Annotated in this window: 16 protein-coding genes; 9 read left to right on the top strand and 7 right to left on the bottom strand. The window is 71.8% G+C overall.

From position 1 onward, the window contains the following. Window positions 1-2 precede the first annotated feature (2 nt). Window positions 3-893: an LLM class flavin-dependent oxidoreductase gene (locus AB0J66_RS07870; RefSeq protein ID WP_364657002.1), complete on the top strand. Its 891-nt coding sequence runs from the start codon at window positions 3-5 to the stop codon at window positions 891-893. Here AB0J66_RS07870 and AB0J66_RS07865 read toward each other — a convergent pair. The 3 genes from AB0J66_RS07865 to AB0J66_RS07855 form a co-directional block, all read right to left on the bottom strand. Continuing rightward, window positions 890-1,039 carry a hypothetical protein gene (locus tag AB0J66_RS07865; RefSeq protein ID WP_364657000.1) on the bottom strand — a complete coding sequence of 50 codons (150 nt, stop codon included), beginning with the start codon at window positions 1,037-1,039 and terminating at the stop codon, window positions 890-892. The genes AB0J66_RS07870 and AB0J66_RS07865 overlap by 4 nt on opposite strands. 62 nt (window positions 1,040-1,101) lie before the next feature. Next, on the bottom strand, window positions 1,102-1,725 hold the full coding sequence (locus tag AB0J66_RS07860; RefSeq protein WP_364656998.1) for a hypothetical protein: 624 nt from the start codon (window positions 1,723-1,725) through the stop codon (window positions 1,102-1,104). 44 nt (window positions 1,726-1,769) lie between these two features. Next, window positions 1,770-2,228 (bottom strand): Lrp/AsnC family transcriptional regulator, encoded by a 459-nt coding sequence (locus AB0J66_RS07855; RefSeq protein ID WP_364656996.1) that lies wholly within the window; start codon window positions 2,226-2,228, stop codon window positions 1,770-1,772. 122 nt (window positions 2,229-2,350) lie between these two features. On the opposite strand from AB0J66_RS07855, the gene pdhA reads away from it, so the two are divergent. The 4 genes from pdhA (at window position 2,351) to AB0J66_RS07835 (ending at window position 6,351) form a co-directional block, all read left to right on the top strand. Then, window positions 2,351-3,403, top strand: coding sequence for a pyruvate dehydrogenase (acetyl-transferring) E1 component subunit alpha (gene pdhA, locus AB0J66_RS07850; RefSeq protein ID WP_364656994.1), 1,053 nt, complete (start codon window positions 2,351-2,353; stop codon window positions 3,401-3,403). 85 nt (window positions 3,404-3,488) lie between these two features. Then, on the top strand, window positions 3,489-4,481 hold the full coding sequence (locus AB0J66_RS07845) for an alpha-ketoacid dehydrogenase subunit beta (protein ID WP_364656992.1): 993 nt from the start codon (window positions 3,489-3,491) through the stop codon (window positions 4,479-4,481). Continuing rightward, window positions 4,478-5,707 carry a dihydrolipoamide acetyltransferase family protein gene (locus AB0J66_RS07840; RefSeq protein WP_364656991.1) on the top strand — a complete coding sequence of 410 codons (1,230 nt, stop codon included), beginning with the start codon at window positions 4,478-4,480 and terminating at the stop codon, window positions 5,705-5,707. Before AB0J66_RS07845 ends, AB0J66_RS07840 begins: the two co-directional genes overlap by 4 nt. A 203-nt stretch (window positions 5,708-5,910) precedes the next feature. Next, window positions 5,911-6,351, top strand: coding sequence for an RDD family protein (locus AB0J66_RS07835; protein ID WP_364656989.1), 441 nt, complete (start codon window positions 5,911-5,913; stop codon window positions 6,349-6,351). On the opposite strand, the gene AB0J66_RS07830 is transcribed toward AB0J66_RS07835, so the two are convergent. Further along, window positions 6,348-6,734, bottom strand: coding sequence for a hypothetical protein (locus tag AB0J66_RS07830; RefSeq protein WP_364656986.1), 387 nt, complete (start codon window positions 6,732-6,734; stop codon window positions 6,348-6,350). The two genes, AB0J66_RS07835 and AB0J66_RS07830, sit on opposite strands and share 4 nt — an antisense overlap. Window positions 6,735-6,889: 155 nt before the next feature. On the opposite strand from AB0J66_RS07830, the gene AB0J66_RS07825 reads away from it, so the two are divergent. After that, window positions 6,890-7,864, top strand: coding sequence for a substrate-binding domain-containing protein (locus AB0J66_RS07825; RefSeq protein WP_364656984.1), 975 nt, complete (start codon window positions 6,890-6,892; stop codon window positions 7,862-7,864). Between the two features lie 17 nt (window positions 7,865-7,881). After that, on the top strand, window positions 7,882-9,822 hold the full coding sequence (locus AB0J66_RS07820; RefSeq protein WP_364656981.1) for a beta-galactosidase: 1,941 nt from the start codon (window positions 7,882-7,884) through the stop codon (window positions 9,820-9,822). Between the two features lie 7 nt (window positions 9,823-9,829). Here AB0J66_RS07820 and ligD read toward each other — a convergent pair whose 3' ends face one another. Then, a complete protein-coding gene (gene ligD, locus AB0J66_RS07815) occupies window positions 9,830-10,999 on the bottom strand; it encodes a non-homologous end-joining DNA ligase (RefSeq protein WP_364656979.1) in 1,170 nt (389 codons plus the stop codon). Between the two features lie 75 nt (window positions 11,000-11,074). Beyond that, on the bottom strand, window positions 11,075-11,380 hold the full coding sequence (locus AB0J66_RS07810) for a hypothetical protein (protein WP_364656976.1): 306 nt from the start codon (window positions 11,378-11,380) through the stop codon (window positions 11,075-11,077). A 145-nt stretch (window positions 11,381-11,525) separates the two neighbouring features. Here AB0J66_RS07810 and AB0J66_RS07805 point away from each other — a divergent pair, with 145 nt between their 5' ends. Beyond that, window positions 11,526-12,521, top strand: a complete 996-nt coding sequence (locus AB0J66_RS07805) for a Ku protein (protein WP_364656973.1) — start codon at window positions 11,526-11,528, stop codon at window positions 12,519-12,521. Here the strand turns inward: AB0J66_RS07805 and AB0J66_RS07800 are convergent. Next, the gene (locus tag AB0J66_RS07800) at window positions 12,518-13,240 is read right to left on the bottom strand and encodes a TetR/AcrR family transcriptional regulator (protein WP_364656971.1); all 723 of its coding nucleotides are present in this window, start codon (window positions 13,238-13,240) and stop codon (window positions 12,518-12,520) included. The two genes, AB0J66_RS07805 and AB0J66_RS07800, sit on opposite strands and share 4 nt — an antisense overlap. Window positions 13,241-13,292: 52 nt before the next feature. Here AB0J66_RS07800 and AB0J66_RS07795 point away from each other — a divergent pair, with 52 nt between their 5' ends. Continuing rightward, window positions 13,293-13,769 carry a DNA polymerase ligase N-terminal domain-containing protein gene (locus AB0J66_RS07795; RefSeq protein ID WP_364656968.1) on the top strand — a complete coding sequence of 159 codons (477 nt, stop codon included), beginning with the start codon at window positions 13,293-13,295 and terminating at the stop codon, window positions 13,767-13,769. Window positions 13,770-13,776: the final 7 nt, after the last annotated feature.

Here is a 13,776-nt window from a genome sequence, read left to right as displayed (position 1 = left end):
ACATGACCCGTTCGTACCGCGTCGGCGTCCAGCTGCCCGAGATCGAGCGCCGGGTGGACTGGGCCGAGCTCGTCGCCATGGCCCGCGCCGCCGAGCACGCCGGCTTCGACTCGCTCTGGGTGGGCGACCACCTGCTCTACGACCTGCCCGACGGCGGCGTGCGCGGCCCGTGGGAGGCGTGGACGACGCTGGCCGGGCTGGCCGCGGTGACCGAGCGCATCGAGCTGGGCCCGCTGGTCGCGGCGACCGCCTTCCACACCCCGGCCATGCTGGCCAAGCAGGCGGCCACGGTCGACGCCATCTCCGGGGGCCGGCTCATCCTCGGGCTGGGCGCCGGGTGGAACAAGAGGGAGTTCGACGCCTTCGGCTTCCCGTACGACCACCGCGTCTCCCGCTTCGAGGAGGCGCTGACGATCGTGCGCGGCCTGCTGCGCGACGGGCACATCGACTTCCACGGCACGTACTACGAAGCCGCCGACTGCACGCTCGACCCGCCGCCGGTCCGCCCGGGCGGACCGCCGCTGTGGCTCGGCTCGGTCGGCCCGCGCATGCTCAGCATCGGGTTGCCTCACGTGGACGCCTGGAACGCCTGGACGACCGAGTACGGGAACACCCCCGAGGGCTTCGCGGCCCTCCGGGCGCGGGTCGAGGAGGCCGCCGCGGCCGCCGGCCGCGCACCGGGCGAGGTCGAGGCGACCGCGGCCGTCTTCGTCCGCGCGCCCGGCGACACCGGCCGGGCCGGCCGCACCCCGGCCGTCGAGGGCCCGCCCGGCGACATCGCCCGCCACCTGGCCGCGATGGCCGAGGCGGGCGCGACCCACCTGCAACTCGTGGTCGACCCGATCACGGTCGAGTCGATCGAGTGGCTGGGCCAGGTGCTGGCCGAGCTCTAGGCGTCGGTGCCGCTGGCCGAGTCGGCCTTGCCGTGCTCCTTGAGGTCGGGCCGCTCCTCGGCGCCGCTCTGCTCGGGCTTCTCCCGCTCGATCGGCGTGCCGTCGTCCGCCTCCACCGCGGGGCGTTCGGTCTTCTCGTCGCTCATGGTGTCTCCGTCCGTCGTTGTGCGATCTTCAAATACCCCGCTCGGGGCCGCTCATGCGCAGCTCAGCCCCGCGAGCGGACCTGGATCTCGACCCGGTGGCGCAGGTAGCCGTCGTCGGAGGTGCGGGCGATCGCGACCGCCTGGGTGACCAGGTCGTGCAGTTCCTCGGGGTAGTGGCCGGGCCGCAGTGGAAGCAGCGGGAGGATGCAGCGGCGGACGTCGAGGTCCTCGTCGGTGACGAACCGGCGCAGGGCGGTGCCGAAATACCAGCGGACCAGGGCCATCTCGGTGTCGACCCGCCTGTACTCGACCCCGGCGGCGGCCGCGTACCAGGCGCGGGCCGCCCCCGCGGCGTCGGCCGCGCTGCCGGTCTCGAGCTGTTCGATCAGCGCGACCATGACGCGTTCGCGCCCGAAGGCGCGGATGGCCGGCAGGATGAAGAACCGGACGAAACTGGGGTCGGGATCGTGGATCGCGGTCCGGATCAACGGCGCGAACCATTCCTCCGGCACCGGCCCGCCCTGCTTGACCCGGGCGTCGACCGCTCGCTTGATCTTGATCCGGTGCCCGACCTCGGCCTCGACGCCGACCAACTGGGCGAGCTCGCGCTGCAGCGCCTCGAACGCGTCCTTGCGCCCGGCCGGCCGCCCCGGAAGCGCCTCGAACACCGTCGGTTCGTCATCCATCCGTCAAAGATAGAGACAATGCTATGTAAAGGCAAAGATGGACGTCACTCCGTGGGCTCGAGGCCCGGGGGTTCGGCCTCTTCGAAGACGAGGAGGGTGCGGGTGTTGACCACGCCCGGCATGCCCTGGATCTCGTCGAGGACGAGGCGGCCCAGGGCGGCGTTGTCCGGGGCGCGGACCAGCATGATGACGTCGAACTCGCCGCCGACCAGGGCGATGTGCACGACGCCGGGCAGCGCTCGCAGCCGGTCGGCCACGTCGCGCCACTCGGCCTGGTTGAGGTTGACCGTGACGTAGGCCGACGTGCCGAGGCCGGCCGCGACCGGGTCGACGTCGGCCCGGAAGCCGCGGATCACGTTGGCGTCGCGCAGGCGCTCGACCCGGGCGTAGGCGTTGGCCCGGGAGATGTGCAGCCGCTCGGCCAGGGTGCGCATCGACATGCGCCCGTCGCGGGTCAGCTCGGCCAGGATGCGGCGATCGATGTCGTCGACCACTTGTCTCACCCGTCCGATCCACTAGGCCGCTCCGCGAGACGTTCGGCTCCGGATCACTGCCTTGGAAAGTACATCTTCTCGGCTTTCCCCCGATAGTGGAAACCAATTGGCCAGGAGCGAAGCATGTTCACATGACAGGTGACGCATACCACCTTCTGCCCTCGGCCACGCCGGTGACGCTGATCGGCGTCGACGGCCGGGCCGTACGAGAAGACCTGCCGGACGACGCGGCGCTGCTCACGGCCCTACAGGGCCTGATCAGCGCGCGACGGCTCAACGAGCAGGCGTACGCGCTGGTCCGCCAGGGCCGGCTGGCGGTCTACCCGTCGTCCCACGGGCAGGAGGCGTGCCAGGTCGCGGCGGCCCAGGTGCTCGCCGACGGCGACTGGCTGTTCCCGACCTACAGAGACACGGCGGCGATCGTCGAGCGCGGCGTCGACCCGGTCGAAGCGCTCACCCTGCTCAAGGGCGACTGGCACTGCGGCTGGGATCCGTACGAGCACAAGGTCGCCCCGCACACCACCCCGCTGGCCACGCAGCTGCCGCACGCGGTCGGCGTCGCCCACGCGGCCCGGCTGCGGCACGAGCCGACGGTGGTGATGGCGCTCTGCGGCGACGGCGGCACGAGCGAGGGCGACTTCCACGAGGCGCTGAACTTCGCCGCCGTCCTCAAGGCGCCGGTGGTCTTCCTGCTGCAGAACAACGAGTACGCCATCAGCGTGCCGCTGTCCCGGCAGACCGCCGCCCCGTCCCTGGCCCACAAGGGCATCGGGTACGGCATCAAGGGTGAGCGCGTGGACGGAAACGACGCCGCCGCCCTGCTGTCCGTGCTGACCGGCGCCGTCGAGCGGGCCCGGGCCGGTGAGGGGCCGCAGCTGGTCGAGGCCCACACCTACCGCATGCAGGCGCACACCAACGCCGACGACGCCACCCGCTACCGCACCGACGACGAGGTCTCGGCGTGGGTGGCCCGCGACCCGATCGTCCGTCTGGAGAAGCACCTTCGCGACCGTGGCCTGGTGACCGACTCCACCGCGGCCGAGATGCGCGAGGCGGCCGAGAAGAAGGCGGCCCACATGCGCGACGGCATCAACCGCGACATCGAGCCCAACCCGGCCGATCTCTTCGCGCACGTCTATGCCAAGCCGACGCCGCAACTTCTGGAGCAGGGGGCGCAGGTATGACCGCCTGCACCGAGCGGCACTCAGCCGCACCGACCTACGGCGTCGCAGGCGAGGGCCAGAAGGGCATGCCGAAGGAGGGCTCAGTATGACCGTCCACGAGAAGCTCTCGATGGCGCAGGCGCTCAACCGGGCGCTGCGCGACGCGATGGCGGCCGACCCGTCGGTGGTCGTCTTCGGTGAGGACGTGGGCCCGCTCGGCGGCGTCTTCCGCATCACCGACGGCCTGACCGCCGAGTTCGGCGAGGACCGCTGCTTCGACACGCCGCTGGCCGAGTCGGGCATCGTCGGCGTCGCGGTCGGCATGGCCATGAACGGCCTCCGCCCGGTCGTCGAGATGCAGTTCGACGCGTTCGCCTACCCGGCCTTCGAGCAGATCGTCAGCCACGTCGCCAAGATGCGGAACCGGACCCGCGGCAAGGTCTGCCTGCCGATGGTCATCCGGATCCCGTACGCCGGTGGCATCGGCGGCGTGGAGCACCATTGCGACTCGTCCGAGGCGTACTACGCGCACACTCCCGGGCTGCACGTCGTCGCGCCGGCCACGCCCTCCGACGCGTACGGCCTGCTGCGGGAGGCGATCGCCTCGCCCGACCCGGTCGTCTTCCTCGAGCCCAAGAAGCTCTACTGGAGCAAGGAGGAGGTCGAGCTCTCGGGTCAGCCGCCGGCCGGCATCGGCCGGGCGGTGGTACGCCGTGAGGGCACGGACGCCACGCTCATCGCCTACGGCCCGTCGGTGCCGGTCGCGCTGGAGGCGGCCGAGGTGGCCGACCGTGAGGGCCGCAGCCTGCAGGTGGTCGACCTGCGCTCGATCGTGCCGTTCGACGACGAGACGGTGTGCGCGGCCGTCCGGTCGACCGGCCGGGCCGTGGTGGTGGCCGAGGCGAGCGGCTTCGCCAGCGTCTCCTCGGAGATCGTGGCCCGGGTGACCGAGCGCTGCTTCCATTCGCTGGCCGCGCCGATCCGCCGGGTCACCGGCTACGACATCCCGTACCCGCCGCCCAAGCTGGAGCACTTCCAGTTGCCCAATGTGGACCGGGTGCTCGAAGCGGTGGACGACCTGCAGTGGGAGGACTCGTGACGGACCAGGTCTTCCTGCTGCCCGACCTCGGCGAGGGGCTGACCGAGGCGGAAGTGGTGCGCTGGCTGGTGAACGAGGGTGACACCGTCGCCGTCGACCAGCCCGTGGTCGAGGTGGAGACGGCGAAGTCGCTCGTCGAGGTGCCGACGCCGTTCGCGGGCCGGGTGGCGATCCGGCACGCGCCCGAGGGCGGTGTGCTCGAGGTGGGCAAGCCGCTGCTGACCGTCGGGGCCGTCGCCCCGGCGACGCCGGCCGAGACCTACCGCGAGGAGGAGCGGGCCGGCTCCGGCAACGTCCTGATCGGGTACGGAACCAGCGCCGCCCCGGCCCCGTCCGGGCGCCGCCGCCGTCCCTCGCGGGCCGCCGTCGCCGTCGCGCACACCGGTTCCCGGGTGCCGCTGGTGGTGTCGCCGCTGGTGCGCCGGCTCGCCCGCGAGGGCGGGCTGGACCTGCGGAAGGTGGTGGGCAGCGGGCCGGGCGGGCTGATCGTGCGGGCCGACGTGGTGAAAGCCCTGACGCCGGCCGTCGCCCCGCCGGCCGCCGCCGAGGTGACGGCGGGGGAGCGCCGCATCCCGCTCAACGGCTTCCGCAAGGCGGTGTCGGCCGCCCTGACCCGCAGCCGGGCCGAGATCCCCGAAGCGACGGTCTGGGTCGACGTCGACGCCACCCCGCTGTGGGAGCTGCGCGAGAGCCTGCGCCCCGGACCCGGGATCCTCGCCTACATCGCGCGTTTCGTGGTCGCCGCGCTCAAGGAATACCCGGTGCTGAACTCGCGGCTCGACACCGAGCGCCAGGAGATCGTCCAGTACGACCGGATCGACCTCGGCATCGCCGTCCAGGGCGCCCGCGGGCTCGTGGTGCCGGCGGTGACCGATGCCGGGTCGATGACGACGACCCGGCTCGACGAGGAGATCCGGAAGGTGACCGCGAGCGCCCGGGAGGGGAACGTGAGCGCGCCGGCCGGGACGTTCACACTGAACAACTACGGTGGGTTCGATGTGGACGGCAGCGCCGCCATCATCAACCACCCGCAGGTCGCGATCCTCGGCTTCGGCCGGATCATCGACCGGCCGTGGGTGGTCGACGGCGAGATCCGGGTCCGGAAGATCACGCAGATGAGCTTCGTCTTCGACCACCGCGTCTGCGACGGCGGCACGGCCGCCGGCTTCATGCGCGCTGTGGCCGACGCGATGGAGAACCCGGCGGCCGCCATCGCCCGCCTATGAGTTGATCTGATCCCCATCCGACCACCCCGCCACCGCCCTTGATTCGACTAAAGCCCGTTCGACCACCCCGCCACCGCCCTTGATTCGACTAAAGCCCGTCCGGCCACCCCGCCACCGCCCTTGATTCGACTAAAGCCCGTCCGACCACCCCGCCACCACCCTTAATTCGACTAAAGGCTGTGGGTCCTGTGAGGATGGTTTGCATGGCTTATGTATCGGGGGGACCGGACGTCCGCGTGACCGGGCGGCGGGTGGTGGCGACCATCATCGACGGCATCGTGCTCGGCGTGCTGGGCAACATTCTGGCCGCGCTGTTCGGCTTCGACGTCGTCGTCGACAACCGTGAGCTGACCCGGCTCGCGACCGGCGGCAACCTGCTGCTGTTCGTGGTCGCGGCGCTCTACTACGTGCTGATGGAGGCGTACCTGGGCCGCACGGTCGGCAAGATGGTCACCGGCATCCGGGTGATCGACGGCGAGTCGGGCCGCACGCCGCCGGGCGTGGGCAAGGCGATCCTGCGCACCATCTTCCGCCTCATCGACGGCATCTTCGGTTACCTGGTCGCCTTCGTGGTCGTCCTGGCCTCGCCGAGCCGCCGCCGCATCGGTGACATCGTCGCCCGCACGCAGGTCGTCCGCGGCTAACCCTTCCGGGTCGCGGCCAGGGCCCAGGCCACCAGCGCCGGCTGGCCGAGCAGGCGCAGGGCGCGCTTGCGGTCGGTGTCGAGGCCGAAGCCGTCCTTGTGCTCGGCGTACTGGGCGATGTTGCCGGGGAACACCCCGACGAAGAAGGCCGCCACGAGTTTGCCCAGGCGGCCCCGGGCCGGCTGGCGCCACGTGGAGAGCAGCGCGGCCCCGAGGCCGAGCTCGACCAGGCCCGAGGCGACCACGACGAAGTCGGGGTCGAGGGGGATCCAGGACGGCACCTGCGCCTGGAACTCCTCGCGCTGCGTCGTCAGATGGCCGGTGCCGGCCGTCAGGAGCACCAGGCCGAGCGCGGCCTGGCCGAGATTGCGAGTCTTGGGCATCCGCCCCTCTTACCCCGGTCGCCGCCGGCGAACCGGCGTCGGCCGCCGGCTCGTTTACCTAGCGCCGAGGGCGGCCCTCCACCTCTTCTGTTACCGGTAACAGTTCTGCTAGCGTGCGAATTGTTACCGGTAACGAAGGCGGGAGCAGGCCCGTGGTGCGTAAGGATCGAGTGCCCAAAGCGCCGACGATCTACGACGTCGCGCGCGTGGCCGAGGTCTCCCACCAGACGGTCAGCCGTTACCTGTCCGGGGTCTCCCCGCTGCGCCCGGCCTCGCGGGAGCGGGTCGAGCGGGCGATCAGCGAGCTCGGCTACCGGCCCAGCCTCACCGCCCGCCTGCTGGCCCGCGGCGAGTCCCGCACGGTCGTGGCCCTCACCGGCGAGCTTCTCGAGGTCGGCACGGTCCAGCTCGTCGAGGGCGTGCGCCGGGCCGCCCGGGAGGCCGGCTACCTGCTCGACGTGGTCACCTACGACCCGCTCGAGCTGGAGCGGACGCTGGCCGGCATCGGCCGCCAGCAGGTGGCCGGGGTGCTCGCCATCGCCGACACCGACCAGCTGCGCGAGGCGGTCGAGCGGCAGCTGCCCGACCCGTTCATCACCGTCACCGGGGACGCGCCGGGCGCCAACACCGTCGAGGCCCACCTGGCCATCACCGGCCATCTGCGCGAGCTCGGGCACCGCCGGGTGACGTACGTGGCCGGGCCGCGCGACTGGCGCTCGGCCCGCACCCGCCTGCACGCCTTCGAGCAGGCCGCGACCGCCCTGCACCACGATCGGCTGTTCGCCCGGGACTGGTCGGCCGCCGCCGGTTACGAAGCCGCGCGGTCGCTGACCGATCCCACGGCGGTCGTCTGCGCCAACGACCAGATCGCGCTCGGCGTCACCCGGGCCCTGATCGAGCGCGGGCTCGGCGTGCCGGCCGACGTCAGTGTCGTCGGCTACGACGACATGCCCGAGGCCGCGTACTTCTCGCCGCCGTTGACCACCGTCCGCCAGGACTTCGCCCGGCACGGGGCGCACGCGTTCCGCCGGGTCCTGGAGCGGCTCGAGCCGGACGTGCCGCGCGAGCCGCTGCCCCCGGTCGAGGACCACCTGATAGTGCGCGGCTCCACGGCCGCGCGACGCGCATAGGCAAGGAAGGGTCAGACATGCCGATCTGGTACGGCGGGGACTACAACCCGGAGCAGTGGCCGCGCGAGGTGTGGGACGAGGACGCCTCCCTCATGCGGACCGCGGGCGTCAACCTGGCCACCGTCGGCGTCTTCTCGTGGTCGAAGCTCGAGCCGCGCGACGGCGAGTTCGACTTCGAGTGGCTCGACGTGGTGCTGGAGAAGCTGCACGCCGCCGGTGTCCGGGCCGACCTGGCCACGGCGACCGCCTCGCCGCCCCCGTGGCTCACGGCCGAGCACCCCGAGATCCTTCCGGTCACGGCCTCGGGCGTACGGCTGTCGACCGGCAGCCGGCAGCAGTACTGCCCGAGCTCGCCGATTTACCGCAGGTATGCCACCCGCCTGGTGAAGGCGCTGGCCGAGCATTACGGTTCCCACCCGGCGCTGGAGATGTGGCACATCAACAACGAGTACGGCTGCCATGTGAGCCGCTGCTACTGCGACGTCTCGGCCGACGCGTTCCGCTCGTGGCTGCGCGACAAGTACGGCAGCATCGACGGCCTCAACGACGCGTGGGGCACCGCGTTCTGGTCGCAGCAGTACTCGGCGTTCGAGGAGGTCTTCCCGCCCCGGGACGCACCCACCTTCAAGAACCCGGCCCAGCTCCTCGACTTCGACCGCTTCACCTCCGACGAGCTGCTCGCCTGCTTCCGGGCCGAGGCCACCCTGCTGCGCGAGGCGACCCCGCAGATCCCCGTCACCACCAACTTCATGGGCTTCTTCAAGCCCGCGAACTATTGGCAGTGGGCGCGGGAGATGGACTTCATCTCCGACGACAGCTACCCCGACCCGGCCGACGACAGCGCGTACCTGACCTCGGCCATGACCCGCGACCTGATGCGCTCGCTGGCCGGCGACAAGCCGTGGGTGCTGATGGAGCAGGCGCCGAGCGCGGTCAACTGGCGCCCCGAGAACGCGGTCAAGCGCCCGGGCCAGATGCGCGCCTGGTCGTACCAGGCCATCGCCCGCGAGGCGCGCGGCATCATGTACTTCCAGTGGCGCCAGTCCGTGGCCGGGGCCGAGCAGTTCCACTCCGGCATGGTTCCGCACAGCGGCACGGACACCCGGGTCTGGCGCGAGATCGTCGCCCTGGGGGCCGAGCTCGCCGAGCTGAGCGACGTGCTTCCGGCCACCGTGGTGGCCCCGCCGGTCGAGGCCGCGATCGTCATGGACTGGGAGAGCTGGTGGGCCCTCGAACAGCCGGCCCGCCCGACCCGCGTCGACTACGTCGCCCAGATCTCGGCCTGGTACCAGGCGTTCGCCCGGGCCGGCGTCCGCGTCCGCTTTGTGCGGCCGGGCGACGACCTCACCGCGTACCAGGTCGTCGTCGCCCCCACGCTCTTCCTCGTCAAGGACGAGGATCTGCACAACCTGGACGCGTACGCCCGTGGCGGCGGCACGCTCGTGGTGACGTTCCAGAGCGGCATCGTCGACGAGAACCTGCGCGTACGGGCCGGCGGCTACCTCGGCCCGCTGCAGCAGACGCTGGGTCTGTGGATCGAGGAGTTCACCCCGACGGCCGGCCGCCCGGCGTCGCTGGCCGGCACCGTCACCTCGTCCTCGGCGACGTGGAGCGAGATCGTGCGCCTGACCGGGGCCACGGTCGAGTCGGAGTTCACCGACGGCCCGGCCGCGGGCGGGCCGGCCGTCACGAGCAACGGCACCGCCTGGTACGTCGCGGCCGACCTGGCCCCGGACGGCAAGGCGGCCCTGGTCGAGACGCTGCTGGCCCGCCTCGGCCTCGAGCTGCCCCGCCCGGCGCCCGGCGTGGAAAACATCACCAGTCAGGCCGACACGTACGTCATCAACCACAACCCGGACCCGCACGTGATCGAGCTCGACGGCACCGACCTGCTCACCGGCAAGCCGTCCCGTGGCCTGGAGCTACCGCAGTACGGCGTGGCCGTCGTCCGCCGGTAGCACCTGGTCAGGCGGCCTCGGTGAGGTCGGCGAAGTCGATGCCGGCCTTCTCGAGGACGCGCTGGACGTCGTCGAGGGAGAGGCCGTCCACGACGTTGTCGCCGTGCACGATCCGGTACCACTGGCGGCCGTCCCGGCGCACCGCCTCGACGCGCCAGGCCGCATCCGCGGTCATGACCGTGCCGGTCACCTCCTCCGGGGCCGGGGTGGCCGGCTTCGGACGCGGCGGCGGGATCAGGGGCCGGCGGTCGGGGCGAAGCCCGCGCCAGGAGGCGTGGCGGAGGCGGCCGTCGACGGTCCAGTTGCGGAAGGCGACCTCGCCGACCAGGGTGGGCTCGACCCAGCGGGCGTGGCGGGCGTGGTCCCGGGGCACACCGGGGACGGGCGCGGTGGGGCGCCGGTCGGGCTCGAGTTGGGCGAGCAGGTGGTCGAGCATCGCGTCCGTGAAGCCGGTGCCCACCTGACCCGCGTACCGCAGCTGTTGATCCTGATCGGGGACGGCGAGCAGAAGCGAGCCGATCGTGCCCGCCCGCCGCCCCTCACCGGGCTCGTAGCCGATGATCACCACTTCCTGGGTGCGGATCAGCGGCACCTTGGTCCACTCGGCCGAGCGGCGCCCGGCCCGGTAGACGCCGTCCTGCCGCTTGGCCACCACGCCCTCGAAGCCGGAGAGCTTGGCCGCGTCGAGCACGGTGGCGCCGTCGGCGTCCGGGAAGCCGGCCGGTGTGCGCACCACGGCGCCGTCGAGCCGCAGCCCGGCGAGCAGCTCCCGGCGGCGCCGGTAGGGCAGGTCGATCGTGCTCTCGCCGTCGAGCTCGAGCACGTCGAAGACGTAGTAGCGGATCGGCACGACCCGCAGCAGCGACGGCGGGGGAGCGGCCACGTGCATCCGGTTCTGCAGCAGCGCGAACGACGGCCGCTCGCCGGCCTCCAGGGCGACGATCTCGCCGTCCAGGATCGCCGGGCGGCCGCGCAGCAGGGCGGCGACCTCGGCCAGCTCGGGGTAGGTGCTCGTGACGTCGTTGTCGTTGCGGGTCAGCGCCCGCACGGTGGCGCCGTCGGCGTAGGTCACCGCGCGGACGCCGTCGTACTTGAACTCGAACGCCCACCCGGGCCCGGCCGGCAGCGGGCCGAGCGCGGCCAGCATCGGCCGGACGAGTTCGCCGTCGATCTTCATCAGTTCGGGCTACCCCGCCCGCGCCCGGGTGATACCCCCTGACCAGGAATTACACCGGAGTAGTTATGGCTCGGCTCAGGCCGAGACGTCCAGCAGGTCGCCGTTGCTGAGCACGCCCCGCAGCTGCTGCAGGTCGACGCCCTTGTTCTGGAACATCCCGATCAGGGTGGCCGCGTTGGTGGCCTGCTCGGTCACCTCGGCCTCGTCGGTCTGCAGCAGGTCGCTGACCTGGCTCAGCTTGCTCCGGTCGGCGACGAACGAGTTCTCGCCCTTGGGGCCGCCGGGCGGCGGGCCGGCCGGCGCGGCGCTCTCCGGCCGGGCCGGCGCCGAGGGGTAAGAGGGGTAAGAGGGGTAAGAGCCGATGGCGCTGATCGCAGTCATGTCCGCACTCTCCTGAGTTCGGCGGGCCGCTCGTTCGCCCCGCACGGGGAGCCCATCGGCCGGGGAGAGGCCCACTTGCGCAGGATTTGCCGACTCATAGCCGCTTCACAGATTCGACCCGGCCACCGGCGGGTACGGGCAGGGTATGGCGCGACCGATCTGGACAGGGGCGATCACCTTCGGCTTGGTGTCGGTGCCGGTGGCGATGTTCTCCGCCACCCACGAGCACGAGGTCAGTTTTCACCAGTTCGAGAAGGGCACCGCCGACCGCATCCGCTACAAGCGGGTGAACGAGCGCACCGGCAAGGAAGTCGACTACGACAACATCGTCAAGGGCGCCGACGTCGGCGGCGGCGACTACGTCATGCTCGACCAGGAGGAGCTCGACTCGGTCGCGCCCGGCCGCTCCCGCAGCCTCGACATCGACCGCTTCGTCGAGCTGGACGACATCGACCCGCTCTACTACGACAAGACGTACTTCCTCGGCCCCGGCAACGAGGACACCGCGAAGGTCTACGGCCTGTTGCGCGACGCCATGGCCGACTCGGGCCGGGCCGCGATCGGCACGCTCGTCATGCGCAGCAAGGAATATCTCGCCGCCATCCGCGCCGACGGCGATCTGCTCGTGCTGCAGACGATGTACTTCGCCGACGAGGTGCGCGACCCCAAGGACCAGATCGACTCGCTGCCCCGCCGCAACGCCGCCAAGCCGGCCGAACTGCACATGGCCCAGCAGCTCATCGACTCGATGGCCGGCAAGTGGCGGCCCGCCGACTTCCGGGACACCTACACCGACCGCGTGAACAAGCTGATCGACGAGAAGAAGGCCGGCAAGGAGATCACGCCTGCCGCCGAGGCGCCCGAGCCGACGGCCGCCACCGACCTCTTCGAGGCGCTGCGCCGCAGCGTCGAGGCGGCCAAGAAGGGCCGGGCGGCTTCCGGTTCCGTACCGCCGAAAGCCGCTCCCCAGCGCAAGCCGCCCGCCAAGAGTGGGAAGCCGGCCAAGGCGGCCGACCTCAAGGAGGTCTCGAAGAGCGACCTGCTCAAGCTGGCCCGCGACCTGGACATCCCGAAGCGGACCACGATGAGCCGGCCGGAACTGGAGAAGGCCGTCCGCAAGGCCCAGCGGAAGGCGGCCTAGGGTTCGCCGACCCGCTCGAGCCACCGGTCGAGCAACGCCGTCTCGGCCGGCTCGAGCTTCTCCGTCCCGGTCAGGGACAGCTGCGAGCGCAACTGGCGCGCCAGGGCCCGTACCGGATCCGGGCCCTGGGTCTTCGGGGCCTCGGTGAGCACGGCGGCGAACACGGCATCCCGCGCCCGGTGCGACAGGCCAGGATCGTCGAAGAGGCTCGGCTGGGCGATGCGGCTCAGCGCCACCCCGATGTTGGCCGGCAGGATCAGCTGGGCCGCCAGCTCCGGCGTGGTCGTCAGCGCGCCGGCCGCTGCCGTCCGCACAAGCGTCGCCTCGAGCAGCTCGAGGATCCGCCGGTGCGCACTCGAGGCCGCCCCCGCCCGCGGCGCGAACATCAGCTGGTACAGCGCCGGATTCTCGGCCGCGAACGTCATGTGGTCGTCCCAGCCCACATACATGTCCGCGACCGGATCGTCGGTGATCTCCAGCGCCGCCTTGCGCCGCGCGTACCGCTCGAACCCGGCGTCGGCCACGGCGTCGAGCAGCCCGCGCTTGTCCCCGAAGAGCCGGTAGAGCACCGGCTGCGTGACGCCGACCTCCTCGCAGACGGCCCGCGTCGCGATGTCGCCGTCGGCCGAGGCCGCCAGTTGGCGCTCCGCCGCCTGGATCAGCGCCTCGCGCACCGCCGAGTCGTCGCCCCGGCGCCGGGCCTCGTCGATAGCCTGCATGAATCAATGATACGTCATGGGGCTAACGTCGATTCCGGGGCAGAATGGGTCCGTGACGGGGTTGCGTTTCGTGGTGCAGCGGCACCGGGCCCGGCGGCTGCACTACGACTTCCGGCTGGAGATCGACGGGGTGCTGGCCAGCTGGGCGGTGCCCAAGGGGCCGACGCTCGACGCGAAGGTCCGGCGGGCGGCGTTCCAGGTCGAGGACCACGCGCTGTCGTACTTCGACTTCGAGGGAGTGATCGCCCCCGGCCGGTACGGCGGGGGCGACGTCATCGTGTGGGACGCCGGGACGTACGAGCCGCAAGGGGATCCGGGGCGGGCGGTCGCCGACGGCGAGCTGCACATGGACCTGCACGGCGAGAAGCTGCGCGGGCGGTTCGTGCTCGTCCGCACCCGGACCGGGAAGAACGGCAAGCAGGAATGGCTCCTGCTGCACAAGCGGGACGACTTCGCCGTCGACGGCTGGGACGCTGAGGACCACCCGCGGTCGGTCCTCAGCGGACGCACGAACGACGAAGTGCGCTGACTTCCCG

The organism is Actinoplanes sp. NPDC049598 (assembly GCF_040675435.1).
Taxonomy (GTDB): Bacteria; Actinomycetota; Actinomycetes; order Mycobacteriales; family Micromonosporaceae; genus Actinoplanes.
The sequence above is the reverse complement of the archived record's forward strand: the minus strand, read 5'-3'. Positions and strand labels throughout refer to the sequence as shown.